Origin of the sequence: Rhodovibrio sodomensis (assembly GCF_016583645.1) — a bacterium.
Classification (GTDB): Bacteria; Pseudomonadota; Alphaproteobacteria; order Kiloniellales; family Rhodovibrionaceae; genus Rhodovibrio; species Rhodovibrio sodomensis.
Genome location: NZ_NRRL01000001.1, coordinates 227,462 through 251,984 on the forward strand (window position 1 = coordinate 227,462; position 24,523 = coordinate 251,984).

39 protein-coding genes are annotated in these 24,523 nt (G+C 67.7%); 33 read left to right on the forward strand and 6 right to left on the reverse strand.

Annotated features, from left to right (window positions below; all coding sequences use genetic code 11):
* Positions 1-43: 43 nt before the first annotated feature.
* Entirely contained in the window at positions 44-556 is a 513-nt protein-coding gene (locus CKO28_RS01340) for a hypothetical protein (protein ID WP_207168719.1), read from the forward strand.
* 168 nt (positions 557-724) lie between these two features.
* On the opposite strand, the gene CKO28_RS28025 is transcribed toward CKO28_RS01340, so the two are convergent.
* Positions 725-901: a hypothetical protein gene (locus CKO28_RS28025; protein ID WP_207168720.1), complete on the reverse strand. Its 177-nt coding sequence runs from the start codon at positions 899-901 to the stop codon at positions 725-727.
* Between the two features lie 398 nt (positions 902-1,299).
* On the opposite strand from CKO28_RS28025, the gene CKO28_RS01345 reads away from it, so the two are divergent.
* From CKO28_RS01345 to CKO28_RS01400, 12 genes are all read left to right on the forward strand, one after another.
* A complete protein-coding gene (locus CKO28_RS01345; protein WP_200338734.1) occupies positions 1,300-2,034 on the forward strand; it encodes a hypothetical protein in 735 nt (244 codons plus the stop codon).
* A 170-nt stretch (positions 2,035-2,204) separates the two neighbouring features.
* Entirely contained in the window at positions 2,205-2,738 is a 534-nt protein-coding gene (locus tag CKO28_RS01350) for a hypothetical protein (protein WP_200338735.1), read from the forward strand.
* A 53-nt stretch (positions 2,739-2,791) separates the two neighbouring features.
* Positions 2,792-3,148 carry a hypothetical protein gene (locus CKO28_RS01355; protein WP_200338736.1) on the forward strand — a complete coding sequence of 119 codons (357 nt, stop codon included), beginning with the start codon at positions 2,792-2,794 and terminating at the stop codon, positions 3,146-3,148.
* A gap of 59 nt (positions 3,149-3,207) precedes the next feature.
* A complete protein-coding gene (locus CKO28_RS01360; protein ID WP_200338737.1) occupies positions 3,208-3,387 on the forward strand; it encodes a hypothetical protein in 180 nt (59 codons plus the stop codon).
* 23 nt (positions 3,388-3,410) lie between these two features.
* Entirely contained in the window at positions 3,411-4,196 is a 786-nt protein-coding gene (locus CKO28_RS01365; protein WP_200338738.1) for a hypothetical protein, read from the forward strand.
* 191 nt (positions 4,197-4,387) lie between these two features.
* The gene (locus tag CKO28_RS01370) at positions 4,388-4,783 is read left to right on the forward strand and encodes a hypothetical protein (protein ID WP_200338739.1); all 396 of its coding nucleotides are present in this window, start codon (positions 4,388-4,390) and stop codon (positions 4,781-4,783) included.
* A 55-nt stretch (positions 4,784-4,838) separates the two neighbouring features.
* Complete coding sequence (locus CKO28_RS01375) at positions 4,839-5,069, forward strand: hypothetical protein (protein WP_200338740.1); 231 nt, start codon at positions 4,839-4,841, stop codon at positions 5,067-5,069.
* On the forward strand, positions 5,059-5,391 hold the full coding sequence (locus tag CKO28_RS01380; RefSeq protein ID WP_200338741.1) for a hypothetical protein: 333 nt from the start codon (positions 5,059-5,061) through the stop codon (positions 5,389-5,391). Before CKO28_RS01375 ends, CKO28_RS01380 begins: the two co-directional genes overlap by 11 nt.
* Positions 5,392-5,429: 38 nt before the next feature.
* The gene (locus tag CKO28_RS01385; RefSeq protein ID WP_200338742.1) at positions 5,430-5,966 is read left to right on the forward strand and encodes a hypothetical protein; all 537 of its coding nucleotides are present in this window, start codon (positions 5,430-5,432) and stop codon (positions 5,964-5,966) included.
* A gap of 53 nt (positions 5,967-6,019) precedes the next feature.
* Complete coding sequence (locus CKO28_RS01390; RefSeq protein ID WP_200338743.1) at positions 6,020-6,238, forward strand: hypothetical protein; 219 nt, start codon at positions 6,020-6,022, stop codon at positions 6,236-6,238.
* 65 nt (positions 6,239-6,303) lie between these two features.
* On the forward strand, positions 6,304-6,600 hold the full coding sequence (locus CKO28_RS01395; protein WP_200338744.1) for a hypothetical protein: 297 nt from the start codon (positions 6,304-6,306) through the stop codon (positions 6,598-6,600).
* A gap of 5 nt (positions 6,601-6,605) precedes the next feature.
* Positions 6,606-7,106 (forward strand): hypothetical protein, encoded by a 501-nt coding sequence (locus CKO28_RS01400; protein ID WP_200338745.1) that lies wholly within the window; start codon positions 6,606-6,608, stop codon positions 7,104-7,106.
* 116 nt (positions 7,107-7,222) lie between these two features.
* Here CKO28_RS01400 and CKO28_RS01405 read toward each other — a convergent pair whose 3' ends face one another.
* Positions 7,223-7,663: a hypothetical protein gene (locus CKO28_RS01405; protein WP_200338746.1), complete on the reverse strand. Its 441-nt coding sequence runs from the start codon at positions 7,661-7,663 to the stop codon at positions 7,223-7,225.
* Positions 7,664-7,760: 97 nt separating this feature from the next.
* Between CKO28_RS01405 and CKO28_RS01410 the strand changes: the two genes are divergently transcribed.
* From CKO28_RS01410 to CKO28_RS01420, 3 genes are all read left to right on the forward strand, one after another.
* The gene (locus CKO28_RS01410) at positions 7,761-8,426 is read left to right on the forward strand and encodes an SOS response-associated peptidase (RefSeq protein ID WP_200338747.1); all 666 of its coding nucleotides are present in this window, start codon (positions 7,761-7,763) and stop codon (positions 8,424-8,426) included.
* 78 nt (positions 8,427-8,504) lie between these two features.
* The gene (locus tag CKO28_RS01415; protein ID WP_200338748.1) at positions 8,505-8,801 is read left to right on the forward strand and encodes a hypothetical protein; all 297 of its coding nucleotides are present in this window, start codon (positions 8,505-8,507) and stop codon (positions 8,799-8,801) included.
* 1 nt (position 8,802) lies between these two features.
* Positions 8,803-9,510: a hypothetical protein gene (locus CKO28_RS01420; protein WP_200338749.1), complete on the forward strand. Its 708-nt coding sequence runs from the start codon at positions 8,803-8,805 to the stop codon at positions 9,508-9,510.
* A 23-nt stretch (positions 9,511-9,533) separates the two neighbouring features.
* On the opposite strand, the gene CKO28_RS01425 is transcribed toward CKO28_RS01420, so the two are convergent.
* A complete protein-coding gene (locus CKO28_RS01425) occupies positions 9,534-10,256 on the reverse strand; it encodes a hypothetical protein (protein WP_200338750.1) in 723 nt (240 codons plus the stop codon).
* Between the two features lie 154 nt (positions 10,257-10,410).
* Here CKO28_RS01425 and CKO28_RS01430 point away from each other — a divergent pair, with 154 nt between their 5' ends.
* Both CKO28_RS01430 and CKO28_RS01435 read left to right on the forward strand, forming a co-directional pair.
* On the forward strand, positions 10,411-11,724 hold the full coding sequence (locus tag CKO28_RS01430) for an ATP-binding protein (protein ID WP_200338751.1): 1,314 nt from the start codon (positions 10,411-10,413) through the stop codon (positions 11,722-11,724).
* Entirely contained in the window at positions 11,724-12,620 is an 897-nt protein-coding gene (locus tag CKO28_RS01435) for a DMT family transporter (RefSeq protein WP_200338752.1), read from the forward strand. Before CKO28_RS01430 ends, CKO28_RS01435 begins: the two co-directional genes overlap by 1 nt.
* 5 nt (positions 12,621-12,625) lie before the next feature.
* On the opposite strand, the gene CKO28_RS01440 is transcribed toward CKO28_RS01435, so the two are convergent.
* The 3 genes from CKO28_RS01440 to CKO28_RS01450 form a co-directional block, all read right to left on the reverse strand.
* Positions 12,626-13,177, reverse strand: a complete 552-nt coding sequence (locus CKO28_RS01440; protein WP_200338753.1) for a hypothetical protein — start codon at positions 13,175-13,177, stop codon at positions 12,626-12,628.
* Positions 13,178-13,359: 182 nt separating this feature from the next.
* A complete protein-coding gene (locus tag CKO28_RS01445) occupies positions 13,360-14,091 on the reverse strand; it encodes a GIY-YIG nuclease family protein (RefSeq protein ID WP_200338754.1) in 732 nt (243 codons plus the stop codon).
* A gap of 250 nt (positions 14,092-14,341) precedes the next feature.
* Complete coding sequence (locus CKO28_RS01450) at positions 14,342-14,761, reverse strand: hypothetical protein (protein ID WP_200338755.1); 420 nt, start codon at positions 14,759-14,761, stop codon at positions 14,342-14,344.
* A 185-nt stretch (positions 14,762-14,946) separates the two neighbouring features.
* Here CKO28_RS01450 and CKO28_RS01455 point away from each other — a divergent pair, with 185 nt between their 5' ends.
* The 15 genes from CKO28_RS01455 to CKO28_RS01525 all read left to right on the forward strand — a co-directional run bounded on the left by CKO28_RS01455 (position 14,947) and on the right by CKO28_RS01525 (position 24,512).
* The gene (locus CKO28_RS01455) at positions 14,947-15,135 is read left to right on the forward strand and encodes a hypothetical protein (protein WP_200338756.1); all 189 of its coding nucleotides are present in this window, start codon (positions 14,947-14,949) and stop codon (positions 15,133-15,135) included.
* A gap of 93 nt (positions 15,136-15,228) precedes the next feature.
* Positions 15,229-16,179: a hypothetical protein gene (locus CKO28_RS01460; protein WP_200338757.1), complete on the forward strand. Its 951-nt coding sequence runs from the start codon at positions 15,229-15,231 to the stop codon at positions 16,177-16,179.
* Between the two features lie 407 nt (positions 16,180-16,586).
* Positions 16,587-16,778, forward strand: coding sequence for a hypothetical protein (locus CKO28_RS01465; RefSeq protein ID WP_200338758.1), 192 nt, complete (start codon positions 16,587-16,589; stop codon positions 16,776-16,778).
* Between the two features lie 6 nt (positions 16,779-16,784).
* Positions 16,785-17,087 (forward strand): hypothetical protein, encoded by a 303-nt coding sequence (locus tag CKO28_RS01470; protein WP_200338759.1) that lies wholly within the window; start codon positions 16,785-16,787, stop codon positions 17,085-17,087.
* 38 nt (positions 17,088-17,125) lie between these two features.
* Positions 17,126-17,956, forward strand: coding sequence for a hypothetical protein (locus CKO28_RS01475; protein ID WP_200338760.1), 831 nt, complete (start codon positions 17,126-17,128; stop codon positions 17,954-17,956).
* A 47-nt stretch (positions 17,957-18,003) separates the two neighbouring features.
* Positions 18,004-18,246 carry a hypothetical protein gene (locus CKO28_RS01480; protein WP_200338761.1) on the forward strand — a complete coding sequence of 81 codons (243 nt, stop codon included), beginning with the start codon at positions 18,004-18,006 and terminating at the stop codon, positions 18,244-18,246.
* Positions 18,247-18,287: 41 nt separating this feature from the next.
* Entirely contained in the window at positions 18,288-18,701 is a 414-nt protein-coding gene (locus CKO28_RS01485; protein WP_200338762.1) for a peptidyl-tRNA hydrolase, read from the forward strand.
* 10 nt (positions 18,702-18,711) lie between these two features.
* Positions 18,712-19,092, forward strand: coding sequence for a hypothetical protein (locus tag CKO28_RS01490; protein WP_200338763.1), 381 nt, complete (start codon positions 18,712-18,714; stop codon positions 19,090-19,092).
* A gap of 26 nt (positions 19,093-19,118) precedes the next feature.
* Positions 19,119-19,517 (forward strand): aminoacyl-tRNA hydrolase, encoded by a 399-nt coding sequence (locus CKO28_RS01495; RefSeq protein ID WP_200338764.1) that lies wholly within the window; start codon positions 19,119-19,121, stop codon positions 19,515-19,517.
* Between the two features lie 25 nt (positions 19,518-19,542).
* Positions 19,543-19,893 (forward strand): hypothetical protein, encoded by a 351-nt coding sequence (locus tag CKO28_RS01500; protein WP_200338765.1) that lies wholly within the window; start codon positions 19,543-19,545, stop codon positions 19,891-19,893.
* Between the two features lie 162 nt (positions 19,894-20,055).
* Positions 20,056-20,736, forward strand: coding sequence for a hypothetical protein (locus CKO28_RS01505; protein WP_200338766.1), 681 nt, complete (start codon positions 20,056-20,058; stop codon positions 20,734-20,736).
* A 45-nt stretch (positions 20,737-20,781) separates the two neighbouring features.
* Complete coding sequence (locus CKO28_RS01510; protein ID WP_200338767.1) at positions 20,782-21,216, forward strand: hypothetical protein; 435 nt, start codon at positions 20,782-20,784, stop codon at positions 21,214-21,216.
* A gap of 209 nt (positions 21,217-21,425) precedes the next feature.
* On the forward strand, positions 21,426-21,725 hold the full coding sequence (locus CKO28_RS01515) for a hypothetical protein (protein ID WP_200338768.1): 300 nt from the start codon (positions 21,426-21,428) through the stop codon (positions 21,723-21,725).
* 87 nt (positions 21,726-21,812) lie between these two features.
* On the forward strand, positions 21,813-23,666 hold the full coding sequence (locus CKO28_RS01520; protein ID WP_200338769.1) for a hypothetical protein: 1,854 nt from the start codon (positions 21,813-21,815) through the stop codon (positions 23,664-23,666).
* 279 nt (positions 23,667-23,945) lie between these two features.
* Positions 23,946-24,512: a hypothetical protein gene (locus tag CKO28_RS01525; RefSeq protein ID WP_200338770.1), complete on the forward strand. Its 567-nt coding sequence runs from the start codon at positions 23,946-23,948 to the stop codon at positions 24,510-24,512.
* Positions 24,513-24,523: the final 11 nt, after the last annotated feature.

The following is a 24,523-nucleotide window of genomic DNA, read 5'->3' on the forward strand; positions in this document are numbered from 1 at the left end:
GCGCTGTTTCTACATGTGCAACGTGACTGCAGGGGGAAAGGATATGACGGCGGTGCGCACGTACCTGGTAATGGCCCTGCTCTTGGCCATCGCCACACCGCTGCGGGCAGACCCGGATTGGGTGTTGCCCGAGGACATCACGCCGGAATTCGCGCAGCGCGCGGAGATCTCTGTACTCACCCAGACGAGTGTCGATGATCCCACGGGCGCCCTCGCATTTTTCTGCAGCGCTTCGCTGATCGGGAGCGGGTCTTCGACTGCCAACGCCTTCATGAAGATGCCGGAGAGTTACCGCGCGGGGTACGACGTGTTGATTGATCGTCTCAAACCGGTCGCAGAGGCGAACCAATGGAGCCTACTGGATAGCAGCGGTGAGCGCCCCTTCTTAAATGGCTTGCCGTTAAACTGGGCGTGTTTCCAATCGATCAGAGGCAACGGAAGCGTCGTCTTGATGTTCGAAAAGGATCGCGCCGCGCTTCGCCAGCAGTCCCCCAAGACTTTCGAGAATATGACCATACGGTCGATCGAAGCTTCCATTCCCGAGCCAGCGGATTGAATGTGATCGATCCGGCCGTTTTTTGTCGCGGGCGTCAAGAGTCTAGCCACTGCGGCAAGCACGGAAGTGACTGAGGGGTCGATTACGCGTTGAGAGCGATGGGTGCCGCCGTGTCGGGTCAAACTATCCTGTGCGCGAAACTATAAGCGCGTTCATGGGTCAGATCGCTCAGAAGGCTTTGGATTGGCAAGGGGTCATAGTGCTGATCGGTGCGCCAAATGCCTGATCGAGAATGGTTATGCCACAGCCCGCCCGCGCACCTACGCAGACTAGGAAAAACGTGGCGGGATCAAAAGCCTTACTCGCAAGCTGCGAAACGGCTTTTTCTATTTCGACGACGTTCATTTCTGCCCCGTTCTGCCACCGCCTCGTTAGCGTGGTGATCCTGCATCCTGCCACAGCGGTCAGCAAGGTGCCCGTCAACGGCATGCGGACCGGATGTGGTAACAGCGGGCGCCGAGAACTATGTTCGGTTGTCGATCAAGGAAGAAGATCACCGGAAAGCTCAGAACAGAGCGAAAAGAAGTGCCGCCGGCTTGGCGGCAACACCTCAGAGTAGTAAACCCAGATTCCGCTTAATCTAAACCATAGTGCGGGTATGGTCTTTTGCGAGCCGGACTCCACACTTATGGCAAACGGCTTGCTGGTCGGTCACCCCGCCCCTCTCGCCCGACGCCGCCTTCACCCGCGCCTTCTGCGACCTCGGTCCGCGCCAGCTCGATGATCTCGTCGCGGACGACCGCATGCCGGCCGGTATCGACCGGCTGCAGCGTGCTTACGTCACCCTGGACGACGGTCCCTGGGAAGACGACGGGGATGACGACGGCGACCTCTCGCGCAGCGCCTTCGCCGTCGTCGAGCTCGTCAGTGACGTGCCGAAAATCAAACCGCGGGACCCGGCGGTGCAGCAACTGCTGGAGATCGCAACAGCCGCCTGCGGCGCATCGCATCTGGGTGCCCGCTACGCTGGCGGCGACAGCTGGGGCTTGCGGACAGCGAGGAGGTCGCGGCCGCCTAACCACGTCCGGCCGGCACGCCTCCCGGACGGCCACCACACCGGGAGTTCAAGCATGTCCGCCAGCACGCCAAAGACGACGCGCCGGGTTTTGCCGACCTATCTCGGGCGCGTCGTCGACGGCGCCTTCAAGTGGTACGTGCTCCTGCACGACCCGCTGACCGAGGATGGCAAGGCGATCGTTTCCTACGGCCCCGTGCCCGAGCCACTGGGCAAAGCGCACCCGATGTCCCTCGGCCTGGCCCACGAGCGGGAGACCGAAAAGCGCAACAAAGGCTACGCCACGATCGACGCGGATGCGATCAGCGAGCCTGTCCGCGCCAAACTGCTGAGCGACATCACCCAGCTCAGCGGCTTCGCCCACGCCAGGTTCCTTGACGCCGGCGCGATCCTGCTCGCGACCTATCCCCTTAAGCCGGCACCCCACACCCGACGGCGTCGCCCCTACGATGTCTGGCTGTGATCCATACCGGATCGTTAAGCCGCAAGATGCGGATCCGTGATCCTGGGATGCATGCTTCGCGACCGAGATGATGCCTGCGGCCCAATTTCCGATCCAGACCCACCTTTTTACCGTGGCTTAACCGGTCGCGCCCGACTTTCTCGAAAACCAACGCAACCGCGAGGCGTATCGTGATTCTGGTCCTGGTCGGCGTGTTCCTTCTGGTCGTCTATGGCGCCATCCTCTGGCGCATGGCCACCAAGCTATCCCTCGTGATGACAGCCTTCGGCGGAGGCTACGCCGGCGGCGCGCTCGCCAACACGCTGCTGCCAACCGACTGGATGTGGGTGAAGCCGTTAGCCTTCGTCGCCGGCCTGATCCTCGGCGGCCTACTCTGGTACGTGATCGTCGGTGCGCTGCGTGGCCTCGCCCAGGTCGCGCGCGAGGGCGACCATCTGCTCTATTACCCCCTGCGAACCGCCGAGATCGCGATCGTCGCGGGCCCGACCGGCCTGCTCGCCGGCATCATTGCCGCCACGTTTGTCTGGAGCCGCGAGCTCGTCGACCGCTTCGAGGTCCTGGACTTCTCTACCTTCGACATCACCGACCCGATGCATGCCAAGGGCCTCACGGTCTTCGTGCTGGTCACCCTAATCATGGGCGGGATTTCGCTCTACCGCTACGAGACGACCGACGGCGTCACGATGGACCAAGCCGCGTCCTGAACTCCCCGCGCCCGGCATCCACCGCCGGAACCTACCTGACAGGAAGTCACGACATGATCCTCGCGCCTCTCATGATCATTTTTCTGGTCTGGCTGTTCTATCGCTTCGCGATCCAGGCCAGCGGGTTCCTGGCCGCGATCGCCGGGGCGATCGGACAAGGGAGGTTTCGCATGGCCCGACCGCCATTGCGCATGCGCCGGGAATGCCTTATCGCCGAACTCGACAGCTACCGTAGTTTCGGCGAGGGGTGGGATGGCTACGACGCGGCCCGGCAGGGCAAGGTGGCGTTCGGCGTGCTGACATGGCCGGACGCTTCGCCGCCCGGGTTTCCGGAGAAGTGGCGCTGGGCCGAGGAGCGATTTGAGGCGGCTCGCGCCGTCGATCCGGTGGAGCCGTGGCCGTTCCAGTGAAACCCGTCGCGTCCGCGCGATCCCATCTTCGGGGAACTGCATTTCGTAGGAGAAGCGCCGTGAAGATATACGTGAACGGAGAGCTTGTCGTGGAGCGGGAGAACCATGAAGAGGCGTGGAACGCGCTCGTGGATATGCACCACACGGAGCAAGTTTTCGGGTTCCTCTACGAGGCCGTGGACGACGCCGGCGACCCCGTGCCGTTCCCCGCCTGGGTGGGCGAAGACCTGAACAAGTGAGAGTTTCCGTCGGAGGCGCGGCCATGGCAGCCAAGCTGTTCGTTTGGGTTCTGGCCCTGTGGGTTTCGGCCGTCGCGGCGGACGACGCGTCCGCGGGCGCGCCGGACCCCGGACGCTGGGAAGTTAGGGCCGACTTGCGCGGCGTGGACGTGATCCAGCGGCACGAAGCGACGCTGAAGCCGGAGTTGTGCGGCGCCGATCTTCTGCTGGACCCTGACGGGCACCCGACGCTGCGCCTTTCGGAAGGGGCCGACGGCCTCTGGACGGGCGTGAGCGAGAGCGGTGGTTGCACCACCCGCTGGCGGCTCGAGGGCGGCGGCGAACGCATGCGCGGCTCTTACGCCGGGCAGTGCCCGGGAGGGTCGATGTCCGCCGACGTGGCCATGCGGCGGATCGGCCCGTTGCCGGAAGGCGCGACAGAGGGTCTCGAGCCGGCCGGAAAGCCGGACGTGCCGGACGACTGGCTGCCGGATACCGAAGGGCAGGGCGAGGTGCCGCACGCCGTGGCGGTGCGCACGGTGGAGAGGATACTCGCGGCGCAGGCTGGCGGCGGCGTGCGCGCGGCCCGCGCCCTGAGCGGCTACGTCTGGCCGAAGCCGTTTCGGGGCACGACGCATGTGGGCGTATGGCTGACCGCGGGCAATGCGCCGCGCCTACACCAGAGTCTCTTGAGCGACCCGTGCGACAGAGCGAAGGGAGGGGAGCCGGGCACTTACAACGAACCGGCCCGCTATCTCTTGAATTTCAAGCTTTTCCGACACCCCAAGCGCCCCTCCCGCACCGGAGAGGACGCCCCGAACCCTCTCTAGCCCCTGTAGCGCCGGCCCCTTCCTCCCCTGGGGCCGGCGCCTTTCGTTTGATCCCATTCTTCCCGACAGGTGGGTCCGATCAACGCGGGCCCGGCCGTTCGCCTCACGGCGGCCGTGCACGCGTTCCCAGACCCCTGTTTCCGGGAGGGCATGAGCGGCTGCTGGTTTGTTGACCTACCAGGAGGCCGCGCATGTCGCGCCCGACAAAGAGTTTCATCAACGCCTTCGACCAGGCCGTCCGCCCGGTGATCGAGCGTCATGGCCTCCCGGACCCGTCAGGGCGTCACGCCTTCCGCATCGACAGTGACGCCGGCGGCCTCGGCGCCACCGTCTACGACACCTGGATCGCGATGCGCTTCGATGACGTCGCCCAGGCGCACGTCAAGCTCGGCCGCTTCGCCACCCAGGGTGTGCAGACCCGATCGTTCGCGCAGAAGCTCAACCCGCACTCCGGAAAATGGAACGCGGTCTACCTGGGGAGCTTTCAGTTCCCCCAGGCCGGGACCGATATCGACGCGTTCTGCAACGAGTTGACGCGCCACCTGTCCGAGATCGCCGCCCGGCAGCCAGAGGTCGCGACCGACTGATCCGCGACAGCCTGCTCGTTCCGCTTCCACATCCCCGCACCGGGAGACCGTCGTCATGCTCGAGATGAACCTGCCTGCCTACACCGTGGAGATCGTCGACCAGGACCAGCGCGCCCAGCTGATCAAGCTGCGGGCCGCCTGCCCGGCGTCCGCGGCCGAGACCGCGCTCTATACCTGCAGCATGTCCGCCGCGGAGGCTGCTCGCGTGCGCGTCTGGCCGGGCTTCTATAGCGCGACGCCGACCTTCGAGCCGCACCACCAGGCGGAGCGCGCCCGTGCGGCTTGATCGCGCCCATCTCTGCCTGACCGCAGTGCTGCTGCTGGCGAGCTGCGCCGGCCGGCCCGACGCGCCGGCTCCCGCGACCCTGTCCTGCCCCGACCTCGCGGCCGCGATCGAGGCGGGCTGGCGGGAGCAGAACGACAGCGTGCTCGCCAAGGTGGGCGAGATGTACGTCGATCTGGCCTGGGTCTTCATCCGGCCCGATCACCTGAACGCCGGCGTACTGCCCGACGAGGACCCTATCCGCTTGAGCGCGCTCCGCCAGGAAGCCAAGAAGCGCTGCCCGCCCCCGAACATCGCCCAGCAGCTCGCGCCGAACGAGGGCTGAGGCCGCAGCCTGACCCCCGAATAAGGAGGTGTCTGTCCATGAGCGAGCAGGACCCGATCGAGATCATCCTCGACGCACAAGAACCCGGCCACGCCATCGATTTCGCCGCCGCGAAGCTGTGCGGCGACGCGCCCCGGAATGCGATCCTGGGCACACCGGACCACGAGGACTGCGTCGACTGGACAACGCCCGAGTACGACCGCATGCAGGCGGCCCTGCGCGACGCCCGCGACCGAGCGCACCGCCGCCGGGTCCGCGCCTGCTATCCCGATGCCCAGTTCGGCATGCTGCAGGCCTACAGTCACCACGTTCAGCATGCTCTCACCCTCGCTCCCGGCGGGGCGGAGGCCTGGCGCCTGCGCCTGGAGCGCACCCCCGGCGCCAGCGGCGGCTGGATGGCCTGGCTGATCGACGAGACCGGCGGGCGGATCTTCGAGGGACGCAGCTCGACGGCCGACACCTCGGGTGCGCTTGCGACCCTGAAGGCGGCCGCCCGCGCGCATCGCGCCGACGTGCCGGACAGCGCCGGTGACGCGGTCGCGATCGACGCCGACCCCGGATCCGCCGCCGCCTGACCGCGCACTGGCCCACGCGCGCCACCCAACCCTGACCTGCGAGCGCCGATCCCATGCGCGACGACACCCGAAACACTCCCGAGGTCTCCAACCCCGACGCCGCCAACCCCGACGCGGCCGCGCGGGCGGCCGGCTGGCGTCCGTTCCCGACCGAGCACAGCGTGATCGGGTGGTACGACACCAACAAGTACACGAGCCCCACCGCCGCCTACTCCGCCGGCGACTACGCCAGCAGCGCCGAAGACGTCTGTCGCACTGTGCTCGACAGCTGAGACCCAGAGCCGCCACGCAGGGCGCCGCCACTGCATCATCCCAACAGCCTGAAGGACACCTCCCGATGTCTGAGACACGGACCATCACCCGCTTCACCGTCGAGTTCGTCGAGCGCGACGGCGGCAAGACCCTGATCCGCACAGCCGGCGCCAACTACGGCGAGGCGATCAATAATGCCAAGGGCGAGGCGTTCGACGAGAACCACCCGGAGCTGAGCCACTTCGAGGACCCGTTCGAGGACGGCTTCGAGGTCGAGCAGTCGATGCTGCTGGACGACTGCCAGTCGATCCGGGTGTTCGAGGGGCACTACCACGACGAGGCCGAGCTCGAGGACCTCACGCCCATCCACACCGAGGAGTAGCCGCGATGGCGATCGAGGACACCTTCCGCATCGACGATGCGAACAGCAACGCCGAAGAGCTCTGGATCGATCTACCCGGCCGGGCCACCGTCAAGATCGGCCTGGAAGAGGTCGGCATCTCGGTCTCGGTCCTGCGGGCCGTGGGCGAAATGGACGAGGTCGCAGCCACCTCGGTTAGCTACGACACGCTCTACGGCGGCGAGGACGACACGCACGGGCAGGGCGAACAGGCCACGGGCGCCAACACGCCGGAGGCCTTCGATCGCTTGATCATCGACTCGTTCGGCATGTTCACCGACGCCGGCAACCGGTTGGTCGGCGAGGCGATCGCCAAGGTCGCCAACATGCCGCTGGTGACTACCGACGCCGAGCTCACCCACGCGCTGACCGCGCAGCTCAACGAGATCGCCAAGACCCACCCAGAGGTCTGGGACACGGCCGTCCGGGACGTGATCGTCTCCCGGATCGCGCGGCGCACCGGCCGCACCCTGTCGATCCACTTCTAGTCCTGGGCAGCTTCCGCCCTGGCCACCCCGCCTGCAGACACGATAACGCCGGCCCCCGGATGACCGGGGTCCGGCGTTTTGTCGTGGCCCAGGGCCGCTCCGGCCGCCGCGGCTAGCTAGCTCGCCCCGCCCGACAGGATCCAGTCCCGCAAGGCAGCCGGGCCACCCTCGACCAGTGCGCACGGACCCGCGGCCAGCCCACGCGGGGTCTGGGTCGCGGCGACCACATGCGTGCGACCGTCCTCATACGTGTAGGCCCACGGCTCCCCCGGCAGCAGCACCGTCACCTCGGCCGGGATCTCTCCCTTGTAGACCTTCAGAACCCGGAACTCCTGGCTCTTGGTGCGATACATCATGGGCGCACCCCGATCGACCTCGTGCAGCTCCGCCTCGTAGAGGCCCTCGCGTTCCACCGCCACACCCTCGAACAGCACGTCCACCTCCTGGAAGGCCCCCGCCGGCGGTGGTGGCGCCACGCAGCTCAAGGCACTTGCACCGGGCGCAGCAGCCAGCAGCGGCGCCGCGGTCGCGGCAGCCAGACACAGTCGACGCAGCATCGAACTCTCCGATCTTGGAACAGGACATCCGAGGCCGGGGAGATGGGAGTCCGCCTGGCCGTTTGCCGGGCGCGCCAGCGCGCCCTATCTCCCGGCCATGTGTGGCCGCTTCGCCCTGTTCAACGCCGGAGATCAGCTGCAGCGTCAGTTCGGTCTGGACGCGGCACCCGCCGTGCAGCCCAGTTACAACGTCGCCCCAGGCGCAAGCGTGCCGGTGATCGCCTGGTCGCGCGAGCAACAGCCCCGCCTGCTGGCGCCAGTGATGCTCTGGGGTTTCCCCATGAACGCCGTGGAGACCCTGATCAACGCCCGCGGCGAGACGGCGGCCAGCAAGCCCACCTTCGCGCCGGCCTGGACGAGCCGGCGCTGCGCCATCCCGTTCGACGCCTTTTACGAGTGGAACAAGCGCAAGCAGCCGAAGGAGCCCTGGTGCTTCCGGGCGCTCAACGGACCGCTGGCGTTCGCCGGCCTGTACTGGCCGCTCGCCCAGCCGAGCGGCGGCCGCCGCTACGGTTTCGCGATCCTGACCACCGAGCCCAACCGCGACGTGGCCGACGTCCACCATCGCATGCCAGTGCTCCTGCAGCCCGACGAGGTCGCGACCTTCGCCAACCCGGACGCATCCGCAACCGAGTTGCGCGATCTCTGCCGCACACCGCCGGCGGGCCTCCTGCAGGCCCAGCAAGCCCCGCTCGACATCAACAAAACCGACGTCGACGGGCCCTGGCTGCTCGGCAGCCACCGCCACCAGCACGCTGGCTGATTGGCACCCCTGTCGATCCAGCGGCGCGACCTGTACGCTTGCACTGCGAATCGAAATGTCCATGCCGAACAGGGGCACATGACCCATTCCGGTCAGCGCGCATCCAGCCTTACTCTGAGCGATCTCGACCGATACGAGGTCAGTGAGGACGATATCCTGAATGCGATCTCAGCTGGCAGCCTGCCGCCGACCTATACGGTCGAGCGTGCCTTGCGGGCCCGCGGCTCGACCCAGACGCAGGCGCGGCGCAAGATCAGGGAGGCCCGACGCCGCGGCGACCCGCTCGGCATGACCGATGTCGAGAAATGCCTGGCCAGCTTCCTCGCCCTCGGGATCGTCGTCACCGGCTTCGTGGCCGGCAGCACGTTGATCTGACATGGCCAGGGAGATCCAGATCGAGATCACCGGCAGCGCCTATGCCGCCAGCCATGCCACGGCCCGACCGGACCCGAAAGCCGGCCTGATGCCCGGGCAGGCTCTGGTCCTGGAAGGCGCCGACCCCTCGGTCATGGAGACCTGGCGGCTGGGCGTTCGAGACCATGACGGCGCGTTCCTGGGCTACATCCCGATCGATCACCGCCGCACGGCGGTCGACATCGCGCGTGGCTGCGTTGTCGGGGCCCGCATCGCACGGGTCGAAAGGCAGCAGAGGCTGCTCGATCGCGTTCTCCGGCGCCCCAGGCCGCCCTCCAGGTACCTCGCAGCACTGCACATCCGCGAGCCGGACTGGGACCACACCGCCCCCTACCGGAAAATCGACGCGCGAATCCATAGACTGCTCCGGCAAGCCGGCCGGCTCGCGCAGGGCGATCCCGACAGCGCACTCGAACTCTATCAGCAAGCCGTCGACCTGATCGATGCGCTCGACGAGCAGGGCCCGGCGGCGCGCGCCTGGCGGACGGCGAGCCACCCGATCAACCAGATCTCGCGGCTACTCGAGCGCATCGGCCAGGAACGCCGCGCGATCGGTGCGATCGACGCCTATCACGCCCGCCACGACCCCGTCGGCCTGAGCGCGGAGGCTGCCGACGCGATCGACCGGCGGCGGCGGCGCCTGTCCACGCAGGTCCCGCCCCTCGCCTGAGCCGCACCCGATCCAGCGGCCGCTCACGCCCGGGGCTGCAGCACCGACTGGGCGTCCAGGTTCGCCAGGACCGCGTCCGCGATGACCAGTACCTGCCGGCCACCCGCGGTCTCGAGCGTGTGCGGCAATTCCGGCAGGCCCCGTATCCAGGGCACGTCCGAGCCCTGATCGGCCCGGGCTGCCAGCATCATGTACTTGTCCAGGATCCGCTCGCCGAACAGCCCGTCCGCACCATGCTCCGCGAGCACGCCGTTAATGGTCTGCGCCGCGCCCAGGAAGTCGCGCGCCTCCAGCGTTAGATAGAATCGCCGCGCGCGCTTGATGTTCGAGCCGTGGGCGATCCCAAGCGCGTCGGCGGCCAGCGCGTCGAACATCGTCCAGCCCTCGGGCTGGAGGAACCACATCAGCTTGGTCATCGCCGACACCTGCTGGCCGTGCGTGCACTCTTGCCTGACAGCCTCATCGGCTAGCTTGATGCAGAACTCGCAACGATCCGTCAGGCTCACCGGCCAACGCGCGCGCCGCGCGAGCAGAATGTCGGCGACCGGGTGCTCGCCACCCGCAGGGATGCCCCAGCCCACCTTGTACTCGCCCGCTATCCGACGCACGAGCGCGCCGTCCAGGCCGCTCGTCCGGATTCTCTGCCGTGCGGCGCCGTCGAGACCCAGCATGGTGCGGAAGTGCTCGAGCACGGCCGCCCGCAGGAAACTCGCGCGCTGCTCCGCCGTGAGCTGCTCAAGCCTCATACTTCCCCCGTAACGCCGCAACCTGCTTGAGTCTAACCGGCCGCGCGACGCGGCGAAACCCGAGCGCCCGTGCGCGCACGCACCCCGTTCAATGCCGATCTTGCCGACACGAGCCGGCCGCCGCTTCCATCTTCGCCTGCGTGAGATCCGTTGAATGGAGATGAAGACCGTGCGTGTCGACTTCGGACAGACGAAATTCGCCAACAAGAAGACGAACCAGAAGGATCGGGTCGTCCTCGACACCACCAAGACGATCAACGGGCACATCCTGATCGCAGGGGCGTCGGGCACCGGCAAGACCCACCAGCTGCGCCGCGTGATCGACGCGATGTCGAAGCAGCCGCCCCACCCGCGCTTTCATATCATCGACGTCCATGGCGACCTCGACATCCCGGGCGCGTCCAGCTGCAAGTTCTCCGAAAGCAGCCCCTATGGCGTGAACCCGCTCAAGGTGGACCCCGACCCGCACTCGGGCGGCGTGCGCAAGCGGGCGCGCAGCTTCATCGCCTCCCTGAACCGCACCACCAGCAAGCTCGGCACCAAGCAGGAGAGCGCGCTCTATCACCTGTTGACCGACCTCTACGAGGCCAACGGCTTCTACCTCGACAAGCCCGAGAGCTGGGACGTCAAGACCGACCTCCGCCGGAACCCGCGCCACCCCAAGAAGCAGCCGACCCTGGGCGACCTCAAGACCTTCGCCGAGTGGCGCCTGGCGCAGATGACCACCGGTGCCGGCAGCAAGGCGCTCTCCAAGCTCGACGAGCTCAACCGCAAGGTCCGCCAGCTGCACCGCAAGAGCGACAAGGGCGACGACAGCGAGCAGAAGCAGGTCGAGAAGCTGCGCGCCGAGGCCGCCGATCTCTACCGCGAATACGTGATGGCGGTGGAGACCGGACGCGAGCTGCCGCAATACCTGACCTACGCCGGCCGCGACGTGATGCAGAGCGTGTTCGAGCGAATCTCCAACCTGGAGAGCTCCGGCATCTTCCGGCCGCGCAAGCCCGACTTCGACCTGAACGCGCCGGTGCGCCGCTACGACATCTCAGCGCTCAGCCGCGACGAGCAGATCCTGTTCATCGACTTCCTCGCCTCCGAGATGTTCCAGGCCGCCCGGCGCAAGGGGCAGGCCGCGCACCCGCGCGACTTCATCGTGATCGACGAGAGTCACGCCTTCGTCAGCGCCGAGCCCGATCACATCCTCAACGTGATCATCCGCGAAAGCCGGAAGTTCGGTATCGGCCTGATCCTGGCCAGCCAGTCGCTCAGCGACTTCCCCGACGACATCATCGCCAACACCTCGACCAAGGTGATCCTCGGCCTGGACGAGATGTTCCACGCCTCGACCGCCCGCAAGCTCGCGATCGACCCGAAGCGTTTCGGCTGGGTCTACCCGCGGCGCACCGCGCTCATCCAGATCAAGCGCGCCGGCGACACCTCGAACCGCTACCTCGATGTGGAACTGTGCTGATGATCCCTCAGCACCGCCTGCGCGGCATTCTGATCATGCTCGCAAGCGCGGCTGCCGCGGTGGCGGTCGGCGGCGCGATCAAGGCGGTCGACCCCGATCTCCCCACCGCCACCGTGGCCTTCCTGCGCTTCGCCTGTGCCCTCGTACTCCTCGCCCCGCTCTGGTGGCGCTACCGACAGGCGATCCTCGCAACACCGAGTACAGGCACCCATGTGCTGCGCGGGCTTGCCGGCCTGGTCGCCGTCGGGCTCTATTTCTACACGCTGGGCGTCCTGCCGCTCTCAACCGCGATCGCGGCCCAGTTCACCGCCCCGCTGTTCGTCCCGCCGCTGGCTGCCTGGCTTCTGGGTGAACGCACAAGCCCGCTCGCCTACCTCGGCGTCGCGCTCGCCGTCTCCGGTGCGATCCTCTCGGCGGGGCCGGACCTGCAGGCCTACGTGCCGGCGGTCGCCCTCGGTCTGGCCTCCGCGATGATCGGCGCCCTGCTGGCAGTCCACGCCAAGACGATGATGAACGCGGGCGAATCTCTGGTGACGCTCGGCTTCTGGTATACCCTGGCCGGCACGGCCGGCTGTGGCGCCTGGGTGCTTGCCACGGGTGACTGGGTCCCGCCGGACGCCTTCAGCCTGTCGATGACCTCGATCGCCGGCGTCGCCGGCAGCCTGTCGGCGATCTTCGTACTGGCCGCCTACCGGCACCTGCCGTCGGCGCTGTTCGCGGCCCTCAAGCTGTTACCCATCCCGGCGTCCGCGGTGACCGCCCTCGTGCTGTTCGCCGAGGTACCGGCGCCCGCACCCCTGTTCGGCATGTCGCTGATCCTCGCCGGGATCGTGATCAGCCAGCCTGACCTGCGTCAGGCCTTGTCTCGCTTGGTGCGCTCGGCTGCGGCTGCCTGACGGACCTAGCAGGATCCCAGATCCGCATCGAACAACAGGCCATCTGTGCTGCCGCCAACACAGCCGTAGAAAACCGACAGCCGCTCCCTTAGCCCTGCCGGATGCGCCGAGGCGCGAACGTCCTCGGCATCTATGGCGCGCGCTTGAGATTGACCCACCGCGAAGAACGCAAAGCGCGTCCGCGGCGTGATGGAAAGTGGCTCGCCCCCATGGCGACCCGAGAAGGGATCTATCGGCCAGCACCGGGCCGGTGTCTCCTCGCCCACGAGGGCACGGAACTTCGCGATATCGCCCTCGAACACCGGATAGCCGTGCGGCACGAACTTGAGCTCGGCAACCACCGCGATCTCAGCACCAAGCACGACGATGTCGGGAACGATCACCCCCGACCCGCCGCATAACGTCATCTGCGGCTCAAGCACCACCTCGAGATCCAGCGCATCCGTCAGGTGCTTGTACAGCATAGCCTGCAATGTGCGCTCGTTCGGAACCTGTGCGTCGACGTAATCGCGTCTGACTGGACCTCGCCAGACATCCCTGATCGTGTCCATCAGCATGCCAGCCACGCCCACCTTCCGAGCGAACCACCCTCAATACCGCCGACAGCCAAGCCTCCTCCAAGGGTGATCTCAAGCACCTTCTCGCCCCGAGCTAGATCGACGGCTGACGGGTCGGCTGCGCGCACCGACGTTCTGGCAAGACACAGAACCCCTTAGCACAGGCCCTCGACCGCGCTAGCTCACTTTGTTGGCTGAAACCCCTCCGGCATCGGCCTCCATTGCCGTGGCGGAACCTCGCGCAGGTCACTCGACTTGATGAAACGGCGCACCTGCTCTTCCCCGACGCACGGCCGGAGCCAGCCCACCTGCGGGTGGTTCTCCCCGTACCCGAGTCGCCGAACGATCTCGACCGACAGCGCGTGTATCCGCCTGTTGGCGGCCCCCATACTTTCCCGGTCTGACGCGACGAACACGGCGATGGGCTTAAACCCGAGCAGGCTGTAAGTCTTCCTGCGTTCGAGCGCGACATTCCAGTAACTGCTGCGCTGAACCTTGAGGCACCGGGTCTCGTTTTCACGATAGACCCACAGTGCCTGCTTGTACCTCTCCCTGCCCGTAAGCGTCTTGGGGTGGCGGAAGTCATCTGATCCACTGTTGATCACGGGCCTCTCGACGGGCTCCGGGTTCATATCCGCCAGATTCCGCGAAACGCACGGGATCGCCTGCTTGCTGGAAACGAGGCGCCATTCCTCGCCGTTGTTCTCACCTGGCACCGGCTCCAGCCCATTGCGCGCCAACACCTCGGCCCGGTGGAGCGCAATCTCATCCCTCAGAGACCATGCCGCCACCATCTCGATCCCGCGGGGACTGTAGCCCTGCGCCCGGCGCAGCCTCTCCCGGAGATCGGTCGCCCTGCCGATCTTGACCGCGTGATCGTAGCCCTTGTCCTTGAACACATACACGTAGCCCACCCTACACTCCCCAAGTCACCGCTGCATGCTCGACCGATCCAGCGCCCCGCAACGCGCCGACTGGAGGCCTCGTGAGCTTGCCTCACCGCGGTCCACACCCGGCCAAATAACGCCCCCACCAAGATTCCATCGGCGCGGGCTCTTCCGGGGGCGGGTACCGGCACCAATACCGGCTTCCGCCACCAGCCCGTCCTACGGTCCTGGGGCCAGAAGACCCGCTTCCCGCGACGACCGCAAGTATCTTGAGCGCTCACCGGTGGCAGCCGCGCTCGACGATCCAGGCCGCCGCGCGCGCATCCCCGACCCAGAACTCCTCCAGCCACACGCCCAGCTGGCGTTCGCCGATGCGATCCCAGAGCGTCCTGGGACCAATACCCCCCAGATTGCCCCGCACCTCGTGCCCCTCCTCCGCGGGTCCCGCGACCGCACGCGCCAGCGTGAACCCGCCCGCCGTCCGGATCACCACGCAGCGCGCTTGCGCGTAGACGATCAGTCCAGCGCCGGTCGGCCCGTCCGCAACGCCCGGAGCGGTCAGCGCAAGACCCAGCCCCGCCAGCAGCGCGAGACCGCCGCACTTCCAAAGACGCATCCCTGCCATCCCGTTCCTGCAGCTTACCTGTCCCAGGATCGTCTTCAGATCCTTCAATACGGTAACCGGGGTTTCGGTCACGCCCCGGCGGCTCAAACCGCCCACAGGAGCGCCGCAAACAGGACCGAAAAACATGCTCGCTAAAACACCCGTTAAGAGGCGCGACCCCATATTCTCGTCAAACGGCGCTGGGCCCAAGCAGCACCTGCCGATCCAGTCCTCACCCGCCCCTCTCGCCGTCAGCTGCTCGCCCAGGATCGATGCCGATGCCCCTCACGCGAAACGCCTCCATCACCGCCCAGGCTTCCGATGACGCGCCAGCGCAGGCGGTGCACTGGACCCTCGTCCTGACCTCGCTGATCGCCGGTCTGGCGCTGATTGTCGGGTTCAGCGTCGTCGCCTCGACGGCCCTATCCCACGATCCGGCTCCGCTGGCGCCGATCACCGCGACCTGACCGGCCGGACCTGGCAACGCGATCCCATGTTCCAGGAGGCACAGCGCGGCCTCCTGCCGGGCTCAAGCATGCGTGAAAATGGAGATCATCCCCATGGCGGTCTGTGAGAAACTCGCGCGCGGCTATTTCCGGCACCTCGTCGACCGTATCGCCGCGGCGGATCCACCGAACCAGCTCGCGGTCGAGGAGCTGTACAGCAGGCTCGCCCAGCCGCGCGCGCAGAACCGCAAGCTCAACGCCCGGATCGTCGACAAAGCCTACCGCGCTTTCCGCACGCGGGCACGACAGTCGCTCTGCCTGTCGCACTACCAGCCGATGGGTGCGAAGCCGGCCAAGATCACCGTGCACATGCCCTTTGTCTCCGGACATCGGTACAAGACGTGGGAGAACGATAGCGAGGCCGTGAACTTCGAGCTTCACGCCGTCTCGGCGGCCCCGAAAGAGACCACGGTCGTCAGCTTCATCTCGCCGAGTGTGTTCGGCACCCACGCCTATCGCCGCCTGCTGATGCGCAAGGGCGCATCCGACGCCCTCGATGCGCTGCACGCCAGTCACGACGCGCTCCCGGCGATCGCCTTGTGGGGACTGGCCCTGCTGGAACGCCGCTTCCCCGAAACGTACATCGACCTGCTCGCCCCTGCCCGGAACGGCCTGTTCTGCGGCACGATCTCAAGCCTCCTACCCGGCAGCGACGTCGAGATTCCAAACATCATTCGCCACGGCCGGACCTACGAGCGCGAACGGCCCGAGGCCAACCGGATCCTGTTCGTGACCAGCACGTTCCTGGACAGCGCCGGAATGACCCCGGAGCGCCAGGCCGCAGTCGCGGGCCTGCGCTCTTGGATGGACGCCCACCGCAAAGAGATCGACGCGCACCACCAGGACCTAGCACTGGTCCCGCTGGTCGCACCTCCGACCGCGGTCCTTGAGCTCGCGCATGATCTCGCCGCAGAGGCCACGCGCCTTGGTATTCCGGAGCTATTCCAATCGTGGACACGAAAGAGAGATCTCACCCCGCGGATCGACGCCGCCGTCCCGGCCTAGCACTTCATCGGTAAACCACGGACCGCCGGAAGTGACGCCAGCGTCAAGGCGTTGCTCATTGGCTACCGGGCCGGCTGACGCGGCACGACGCGCCACGAGCGCGGAGGCGCCCCCATCTTCCCCCCCCTGGATGGGGTCGCTCCGGCTCCTGCTCCTGTTCTGCACGACAAGAAGGGGTTTTCGATGGTCAACAAGGTGACTCTCTCGCCCGCCGGATTGCCGCCGCGCCTCGTTGGACGCCGTGGCCATCGGCGAAGCAGCGCCGCGCGCCAGGCCCCCACGACCGCCACGCCGCCCCAGGCGGCGACCCGCGTCCACGTCGGTCACGCCGCTGTCCGTCATCGCGCCCGCGTCCAACGCGCGCTTGCGCGCCTGGAAGCCGCCGGCCCCGAGAAGACCCAGAGCTGATGCAGCAACCCCGCCGCCTCCACGATTATCCGCTCACGCACCCGCGTATCCTCACCCGCGAGCAGCTGGAACGCCGACGGGCCGAGCGCCGGACCCACCTCGGCAAGCGGCTGCGCGAGCAGCGCAGCCGGCGTCTCGGCGAGTTGCTGAGCTTCTTCCGCAAGCCGACGCGGCCGGGCATCAAGGGGTAATCACAGATGGGCTTTAGACTGAACCTGCCGGCCGACGTCCAGCGCACGCATGACGCCTGCCAGGACGCCTGGAAGCGCTGGCACACGGAGTGGTGCCGGCTGCGCAACCAGAACGCGCCGGACGCCATCTGCGAGATCTACCGGGGCGTGGTCGATCACTTCCACGCGGCCATGCTGGCCTGCCGGGCCAACGCGCCGGAGATGACCTGGCGGCGGTGCCTGGCGCTGCAGCAGGAGGCGGCCCACCCGACACCGAGCGAGCAGCGCGCGATCGCGACCGCCTCCGGCTTCGAGCAGCCCGCCGCCTGAAGTCGCAGCCGCACTCCCTCTTTCACGGAAGCCGGACCATGAAACTCACGATCCGCGACGACGGGCCGCCGGAACGCGGCTACGTGCTCGAGACCGAGGGCGCGCCCAGCCTGCCGGACGGTGTCTACACCGCCCCCGACTGGCGCACGCCGCTCGGGCTGTGCGAGAGCGCGGCCGCCGAGGCCTGGGCGAGCCGCGATCCGGCCCGCCCGGATGAGCCAGTTCGGATCCCCTCGCCGGTGGGCACCTGGGTCAATGAACTGCCCGAGGCCGAGCGCGCCGCGACGATCCGGCGGGAAACCCGCATGGCGCACGTCCACGGTCAGCACCGGGAACACGACCCGGTGATCCTGCAGGCCAACCCGCAGGCCCTGGCGGCGATCGCCGAGGCGGTTCGGGTGCTCCGCCACACCGACACCAGGCACGCCAACGTCGACCTCACCACCAGCGACGGCGAGGGCTACCGGCTGGAGATCGAGCGGGTCGACGCCGACTTCGACGAGCCGAGCTGGAACGACGCCGATCTCCCTTACCTCGACCGCACGATCGACGCGGCCCTCGCCCAGCAGCGCGAGGAGATCCACGCTCTCCGCGGCGAGCTTCACGCCTACCGCCAGCGCGAGCTGATCGACACGCTGCGCGCGATCTCCGAGGACGTCTGGGCGGCCGGCTGGCTGATCGGCATCGACGCGCTGGTCTGGGACAGCGTGTTCCAGGACACCGGCAACCAGGAGATCGACGACGCCACGCGCCAGCGCCTGAAAGAACTCGCCGACAACACCGGCTGCTGGCCGATCTGGGACGACGACCAGGGCGGTCCGGTCTGCATCGCGATCCCGGAGTGGAAGCGGCGTCGCGGCCGCGCCTGAGCGCACGCCGCGCGCCCGCCATCGGCGCAATCATGACCGAGGACGCGATGACACTGCCCTCACCCCTGCAGGCCCTGCTGATCGTCTGGGTCGTGCAGACCCTGATCCTGCTGGCGGGCGCGCTGCGCCGGGCAACCCGCCACGACGCGGACACGGCAACGGCCACGCGCGCCGTCAGCTTCACCATGCACCGGTCGGATCCTGACCGGATCGCGGTCCGGGGCGACCTCCAGACCGCCGCCCTGCTGGCGACAACCGCAGCACTACCCGTCGCGTGGATCGCCTGCTGATCCAAAGACACCCGGCCAACCCCCACGCGTGAGGACACCCCATGCCGAGCGACTCCCCCGCTCCGATCGACGTGCTCTACGTCCTGCCCCGCACCGATCTCGCCTCGATGAACCCGGGCAAAGCGATCGCCCAGGGCGTTCACGCGGGCAACCACGCCGTCCATTTGCTGAGCAACGACCCCAAGTGGCGCGACCGGCTCGCTGCCTGGGAGACCCAGACAGCACAGCACTTCGGCACCGTGATCACGCTGGATGCCGGCGGCATCGACCGGATCCGGCAGATCGTCGAGATCGCGCGCCAGCACGGCTACCCGGCCGGCCTGGTGCATGACCCCGAGTACCCGCTCGTCGACGGCGCGGTCGTTCACCTGCTCCCGCTCGACACCTGCGGTTGGGTGTTCGCCGGTCAGGGCGAGATCGACTGGCTGCTCGGTACCCACCCCCTGCATCCCTGAGGGCGCAGAGATGAACAAGCTTGACCGAATGATCGAGGAAACCGGCCTGATGCCGCACATCACCGCCGGCTGTGTAATCCAGGAACTCGGCGGCTATCGCCTGAACCAGGACTCCCAGGACACGCTCGGCACCTGGCTCTACGAGAATGAGCGCGCCATCGCCGGGCAGCTGGCCGTCCAGGCCGCCGAGATCTACGCGGCCAACGCCGACGAGAACAGCACCTTCGCCCAGGATCTGCGCAGCGGCACCAAGGGGCGGGACATGCTGTTCTCGTTCATGCGCCACTGGCTGAGCGCCCTACTCGTCAAGGAGCGCGGCGAGGCCGCGCAGCGGCTGCTGCCTCCCGACTTCGCGCGCGGTGTCCCGGCACCCGGCTCGACCTTCGTCTGACCATCCGACCCGGAGACCCCTCCGTCATGACCGAGACCGCCACGGCCGCACACGCCGAACCAGACCTGCAGCCGGACGACCCGCTGGTGGTCTACGCCGTCTGCCGGACCGACCTCGGGATGAGCCCGGGCAAGCTCGGCGCGCAGATGATGCACGCCTTCGACGGGCTGCGCGACCTCGTCCCCGCCGAACTGATGTCAGCCTATCACGCCGACCCCCGGCGCCCGAAGATCGCCCTGCGCGCGTCCAGCCACGCCAAGTTCGACAAGGCGCTGCGCGCCGCGCACGACGCCGGCATCCCGGCCTACCTGCAGGTCGATGCCGGCCTGACCGAGGTCGCGGCGAACACCCCGACCGTGTTCGCGCTCGGCCCCGTCCGGCGCAGCCAGATGACGGGCGCGCTGCGCCGCCTGCAGCTGCTTTGACCGCACCCCCGACCCAGGACTCGCCATGGCCCGCACGATCAATCACGAGGCGATGATCTCGCCCGTCTTCAGGACCCAGAGCCGGTTCGGCGTCCGGCCGGCCTTCGAGGTCCTGGTCCGGGACCTGACCGGCGGCGCGCCGATACGCTACGCGCGCTACCTGCAGGTGCGCAGCACCGATCCCGACGTCGAAACCATGCGGGCGCGCGCCCGCAGCGCGCTCCGGCATGCCTACGGGGCCGACCAGGTGACCACGATCTCAGCCGTCCCGCAGTGGCAGCGCACGACACGGTTCGTCTTCGACGAGGGGGAGCCGGCAGGCGTCATCGCGCTCGCCGATCTGCCGTTCATCGAGGACGAAGACCTCCCCGGCTGAGGCTCGGATCGGGTGGGAAGTGATGGCTCGGGCGCTGACCGGACGTGCCGCCTTGACGGCGACGGCACATCCGGCGCGCCCCGCTCCCATCTCCGAAAGCAGAGTGGGCTGGGCCAGACGCCAGCCTGTGTATCCCTGTTTTCGACCGTTGAAGAGGGTCTCATGACCGCAGTCACCGTTCCCCCTTACGTCGCGCTCTGCGGCTATCCCGAGTCCGGCAAGTCCGCGGTGCAGGACATCATCCACGAGCGCTACGGCATCCTGCCGGCCGACGACGGCTGGCCGCTCCGCGCCGCCTGCATCGAGCTCTACTCCCTGACGCGCCGGCACGTGACCACCCAGGAAGGCAAGGTCGAGCAGGTCGAGCTGCCCGAGGAGACCCGGGAGGTGCGCTACCTGCTGGGCGAGATCGGTAACGCGGTCGAACGCCTGCACGGCATGGACTTCATCCCCTGGGCCGCCATCCGCGCCGCCGAGCGGCCGTACTGGGAGCGGGCCCGCGCCGCCGTCGAGGCCGCCGCCCGGGCGAGCGGCACGCCGGTGTCCGACGCGCTGGTCTCGACCGAGTTCAAGAAGATCGTCCCGATCTTCTCGTTCGGCTCGGTCCGCCGCCAGCAGGGCCGGCTCTACAAGCAGCACGGCGGCGTGGTCGTCGAGGTCCGCCGGCCGGGCAAATCGGCCCGCTACGATTTCGACCGCTACGATCCCGCGCTGGCCGACTACGTGATCGAGAACGACACGCCGGGGATCGAGGCCCTGACCGCGAAGACGCTGGCGATCTTCGACGAGCTCTACCAGCCGCTCGATGCCTCGGACCGCACCACCCCGATGATCGCCGCCTGATCAGCGCATCCGGCGCATCTCCAATCGACCCGTGAGGGAGCCGACATGACCCAGAAGAAGAGCACGTTCCTGAGCGACGACCCCGACAACAAGACCCTCGAGCGCACCTGGACGGTCGTCTTCCACGATGCGGTCAAGGTCACGATCGGCAACGACGGCGAGATCCCGACCCAGCTCCTGCGGGCGCGCGGCTTCAACCGGGCCAACGCCCACGTCGCCGCCGTGATCGCAAGCGAGCACCTGCAGACCCCAGGCGCCAAGCGCCAGGTGTTCGCCCCGCTGGCGCCGACCGGGCCGGAGTGGCTGGTCTACCTCGGGACCGAGATCACCGTCAGCGCCGACTCGATCGAGCAGGCGATCGGCTACGCCTGGGAAGACCTGAACGACACCCAGCTGTTCCCCTCCGGACGCGACCTCGACTGGAGCATCGTGCGGGTCGAGGACCTCAACGCGGACGACGCGGCCGCCAAGGCCGCCTGATCCGCCCGCCGCACCACCCCCGCATCAGAGTCTCACTCATACAGTCGGCCCCGCCAAAGCGGCTAACGGTCCACGAGATCGAGCAGATGATCCGCACGGCTGCCTAGTCACTCAACTACAGTCCGCGCGACACGGCAGAGCTCTGCAGCGTCGCCTACCTGATCGCCGGCAACGGAATCCTCTGCACGCAGGTCCCGCACATCAGCCTCGTGACCAACCCGGCCGGCGGGTTCGACGTCGTCGACACGCACCCCGATACCCTAATCAACCAGATGTTCACCGACGGTCTGCTTGTCTGGAAGACCAATCAAGGTCCGGTTCACGATGCCACGGGCCGCAGTCCACGGAGCGGGCGCGTCCTGCGCAGTCGGTTCCTGTTCATGACGGCCAAGTGCGTGCGCAAGCACGCCGAGGCCCTGTACCGCGTCTACCTGGCCTCGTCCCAGCGGGCGGGTCCGATGAGCAGGAGCGCCTTCGAGAGCCAGCTCGCGTCGAACGCCATCACCTGAGGATGCCCGCAAGCCCGATCCACGGATCGGGTCACATCTCGGCACCGTCGCGCCACACCACAGGACATCGCCCCCAGGAGGGCCTTGATGATCTATCTCATCGTCGCCGCGCTCGCCGGCGCGTTCGCCTATGCGGTCAGCCGCAACCTGTTCATGACGGCCGGCAACGCCGTCCTCGGCTTCGCGATCACCTACCTGGGTCTGCCGGTGATGGCGATCAACCACTGGGATCCCTACTTCCTGGCCCTGGTGCTCACCGCGCCGGTCGCCGGCCTGTCGATCGTGCTCAACGAGAACCGCGACGCCAAGATTACCAAGATCTCCGCGATGGCGCTGGGCGTCTCGGTCAGCTTCTTCTGCGCCGTCGTCCTGATCGCCTTCCTCACTTCCGCCTCGATCTTCCGCGCCGGCGACTACGCGGCCCTGATCGGCGAGATCGACCAGGTCGACCAGCAGGCCCTGACCGAGCGCCTGGAAAGCTTCGACCAGACGCAGGCCCGCTTCGTCGACCAGGGCCTCGCCGAGAACCGCGCGGAGGAGCTGCTCGGCGTTCAGACCGGCCTGGCGAGCCGCGTCTCGATCGCCACGCCGTCGATCCAGTCCGTCGATGGGCGGCTGACCTGGATCGGCGGCCTTGAGTACACCGGCTTCAAAAAATGGAGCTCGAACGGCCATACGCCAGGTTACTACCAGATCGACCAGACCAACCGCCAGAACGCGGAGATGGTCCTCGAGTACGAGATGACCTGCATCCCCTCCGCCTTCTTCAGCGAGGATCTGGACCGGCTGATCTACGAGGCCGGCTACTGGAACATCGGCTTCACCGACCAGACCCTGGAGGTCGACGATTCCGGCAAGCCGTTCTGGGTGGTCAGCCTCTACGAGCACAAGGTCGGCTTCCTTGGCTCCGACGCGGTCGGCGTGCTCGTGGTCGATCCGGTCAGCTGCGAGATCGCCGAGTACGGCCTCGAGGAAGCGCCGGGCTGGATCGACCGCGTCCACCCGGCCGATTTCCTGGAGACGCAGCTGAGCGACTGGGGCGTCTACCGCCACGGCTGGTGGAACGCCTTCTGGTCGGAGAGCGAGCCGACCATGGATACCACCGCCGGCGAGGCGGGCGAGGCCGGCCTCTACTTCGTGCGCACCAAGGACGGCGAGCCCGCCTGGTACACCGGCATGCAGTCGACCAAGGCCGACCGCGGCACCCAGGGATACGTGGTCGCCGACGCGCGCACCAAAAAGTCGACCTACTACGCCTTCGCCGGCGTGACCGAGCAAGCCGTCCAGGAAGCGATGCTCGGCATCGTTGCGGAGAAGGAGGGTTACTCGGTCACCTACCCGATCCCGTACAACATCAACGGTCACCTGACCCACGTCGCCGTCCTTAAGGACGCCACCGGCAACCCGCAGCTCTATGGCCTCGCCTCCGCCTCTAACCGAGACTGGAAGGTGGTCGGCGAGACGCCGCGCGAGGCCCTGCGCGCCTTCGCGGCCGAACTGCGCGACCAGCGCTACGCCCAGAACCTGGAGGGCGCTGGCGATCAGGTCGTGCTGGTCGGTCCGGTGAAGCGGATCGGTCACGAGATAATCGACGGTTCGTCGACCTACTACATGACCCTGTCGACGGTCGATCGGAAGGCCTTTCGCGTGCCCGCATCGATCAACGTCGAGGTCGCGCTCACGAATGCCGGGGACACGGTCGAAATGACGGCCTACGACACCGATGCCCACGTCATCGAGGTGCTGTCGTTCGACAATCAGGCGATCACCCTCGAGAAGAGCGACGGCCAGAAGGCCGTCGAGGCCGCGGTCAAGAAGGTTCGCCAGCAGCAGGCCGACGAGACGACGCAGAAGCGCTTCGAGCGCCAGATCGACGGCCTGAGCATCGAGGAAAAGCGCAAGCTCCTCGACACGCTCGATCAGTCCGCCCCGAGCAACTAGCCGGCAGACATCCGGCGGCCTGCCCACCGCAGCGCTCGGGTCAGACGCACCACCCCGACTGCAGCATTCCGATCCAGCAGCCCGCCCGGCGCCCGCCGGGCGGGCATTCTTTTTGGTCCAGGCCAGGCCGGCGTCCCGCCAGCCCGATCTGCGCGATCCCAGCCTTCCCACAACAGGACGTTGGCACGCGATGCGGCCGGCCGGCGCGGCTCTGAAGACCGCCCGGCTGCGCATCTGTGCCGCCCTTTTCAACGATCCTTCCGCCCCCGGAGCCCCGCCATGTCCAACAGCGTGCGGCCACGCGGCCGCCAGCACGCCGTCTTCGCCGAGCGCGAAAGAGCCCTGATCGCCAACGGCTACGCCCCGATCCAGCGGGGCGACTTCGCCACCGTCCTGAAGGCGCCGGACGGCAAGGGCGCCCTCAAGCTGGTCACGCTCGAGGACCGCCCCTTCCTCGCGTTCCTCGATCTCATCGAGCGGACGGACTCGCCACACTGGCCCGAGATCCATGCCCAGCACCGGGGCCCGGCCTGGCTGGAGATCGAGATGGAGCTGCTCGCGCCCCTTGCGGACCCGGCACTGGGCGCGGCGATCGAGCGGCGCGCCCTCACTCGCCTGCACGAACTGGGCGAGCTCGCCGAACTGCTGCCGGATACGGCCGACGAGCTGGGTCCGGAGCCGGGCGAGGGCGCCGCCTTCACGGCCGAACATCCGAGCCTGGAGCGGGCGATCGACCTGCTTTGCCGGCAGGTCTACGCCCAGGGCGCGCTACCGGATCTGGGCGACGACAACCTGATGCGCCGGGGCGACGTGCCCGTCTTCATCGACCCGGCCACCTGGGGCTGAGCACAGGCTCG

Coding starts and splice junctions, on each gene's coding strand:
- CKO28_RS01340 (WP_207168719.1), top strand. CDS start 44: ATGACGGCGGTGCGCACGTACCTGGTAATGGCCCTGCTCTTGGCCATC.
- CKO28_RS28025 (WP_207168720.1), bottom strand. CDS start 901: ATGAACGTCGTCGAAATAGAAAAAGCCGTTTCGCAGCTTGCGAGTAAG.
- CKO28_RS01345 (WP_200338734.1), top strand. CDS start 1,300: ATGCCGGCCGGTATCGACCGGCTGCAGCGTGCTTACGTCACCCTGGAC.
- CKO28_RS01355 (WP_200338736.1), top strand. CDS start 2,792: ATGATCCTCGCGCCTCTCATGATCATTTTTCTGGTCTGGCTGTTCTAT.
- CKO28_RS01365 (WP_200338738.1), top strand. CDS start 3,411: ATGGCAGCCAAGCTGTTCGTTTGGGTTCTGGCCCTGTGGGTTTCGGCC.
- CKO28_RS01370 (WP_200338739.1), top strand. CDS start 4,388: ATGTCGCGCCCGACAAAGAGTTTCATCAACGCCTTCGACCAGGCCGTC.
- CKO28_RS01375 (WP_200338740.1), top strand. CDS start 4,839: ATGCTCGAGATGAACCTGCCTGCCTACACCGTGGAGATCGTCGACCAG.
- CKO28_RS01385 (WP_200338742.1), top strand. CDS start 5,430: ATGAGCGAGCAGGACCCGATCGAGATCATCCTCGACGCACAAGAACCC.
- CKO28_RS01390 (WP_200338743.1), top strand. CDS start 6,020: ATGCGCGACGACACCCGAAACACTCCCGAGGTCTCCAACCCCGACGCC.
- CKO28_RS01395 (WP_200338744.1), top strand. CDS start 6,304: ATGTCTGAGACACGGACCATCACCCGCTTCACCGTCGAGTTCGTCGAG.
- CKO28_RS01400 (WP_200338745.1), top strand. CDS start 6,606: ATGGCGATCGAGGACACCTTCCGCATCGACGATGCGAACAGCAACGCC.
- CKO28_RS01405 (WP_200338746.1), bottom strand. CDS start 7,663: ATGCTGCGTCGACTGTGTCTGGCTGCCGCGACCGCGGCGCCGCTGCTG.
- CKO28_RS01410 (WP_200338747.1), top strand. CDS start 7,761: ATGTGTGGCCGCTTCGCCCTGTTCAACGCCGGAGATCAGCTGCAGCGT.
- CKO28_RS01415 (WP_200338748.1), top strand. CDS start 8,505: ATGACCCATTCCGGTCAGCGCGCATCCAGCCTTACTCTGAGCGATCTC.
- CKO28_RS01420 (WP_200338749.1), top strand. CDS start 8,803: ATGGCCAGGGAGATCCAGATCGAGATCACCGGCAGCGCCTATGCCGCC.
- CKO28_RS01425 (WP_200338750.1), bottom strand. CDS start 10,256: ATGAGGCTTGAGCAGCTCACGGCGGAGCAGCGCGCGAGTTTCCTGCGG.
- CKO28_RS01430 (WP_200338751.1), top strand. CDS start 10,411: ATGGAGATGAAGACCGTGCGTGTCGACTTCGGACAGACGAAATTCGCC.
- CKO28_RS01435 (WP_200338752.1), top strand. CDS start 11,724: ATGATCCCTCAGCACCGCCTGCGCGGCATTCTGATCATGCTCGCAAGC.
- CKO28_RS01440 (WP_200338753.1), bottom strand. CDS start 13,177: ATGCTGATGGACACGATCAGGGATGTCTGGCGAGGTCCAGTCAGACGC.
- CKO28_RS01455 (WP_200338756.1), top strand. CDS start 14,947: ATGCCCCTCACGCGAAACGCCTCCATCACCGCCCAGGCTTCCGATGAC.
- CKO28_RS01460 (WP_200338757.1), top strand. CDS start 15,229: ATGGCGGTCTGTGAGAAACTCGCGCGCGGCTATTTCCGGCACCTCGTC.
- CKO28_RS01465 (WP_200338758.1), top strand. CDS start 16,587: ATGCAGCAACCCCGCCGCCTCCACGATTATCCGCTCACGCACCCGCGT.
- CKO28_RS01470 (WP_200338759.1), top strand. CDS start 16,785: ATGGGCTTTAGACTGAACCTGCCGGCCGACGTCCAGCGCACGCATGAC.
- CKO28_RS01475 (WP_200338760.1), top strand. CDS start 17,126: ATGAAACTCACGATCCGCGACGACGGGCCGCCGGAACGCGGCTACGTG.
- CKO28_RS01480 (WP_200338761.1), top strand. CDS start 18,004: ATGACACTGCCCTCACCCCTGCAGGCCCTGCTGATCGTCTGGGTCGTG.
- CKO28_RS01485 (WP_200338762.1), top strand. CDS start 18,288: ATGCCGAGCGACTCCCCCGCTCCGATCGACGTGCTCTACGTCCTGCCC.
- CKO28_RS01490 (WP_200338763.1), top strand. CDS start 18,712: ATGAACAAGCTTGACCGAATGATCGAGGAAACCGGCCTGATGCCGCAC.
- CKO28_RS01495 (WP_200338764.1), top strand. CDS start 19,119: ATGACCGAGACCGCCACGGCCGCACACGCCGAACCAGACCTGCAGCCG.
- CKO28_RS01500 (WP_200338765.1), top strand. CDS start 19,543: ATGGCCCGCACGATCAATCACGAGGCGATGATCTCGCCCGTCTTCAGG.
- CKO28_RS01505 (WP_200338766.1), top strand. CDS start 20,056: ATGACCGCAGTCACCGTTCCCCCTTACGTCGCGCTCTGCGGCTATCCC.
- CKO28_RS01510 (WP_200338767.1), top strand. CDS start 20,782: ATGACCCAGAAGAAGAGCACGTTCCTGAGCGACGACCCCGACAACAAG.
- CKO28_RS01520 (WP_200338769.1), top strand. CDS start 21,813: ATGATCTATCTCATCGTCGCCGCGCTCGCCGGCGCGTTCGCCTATGCG.
- CKO28_RS01525 (WP_200338770.1), top strand. CDS start 23,946: ATGTCCAACAGCGTGCGGCCACGCGGCCGCCAGCACGCCGTCTTCGCC.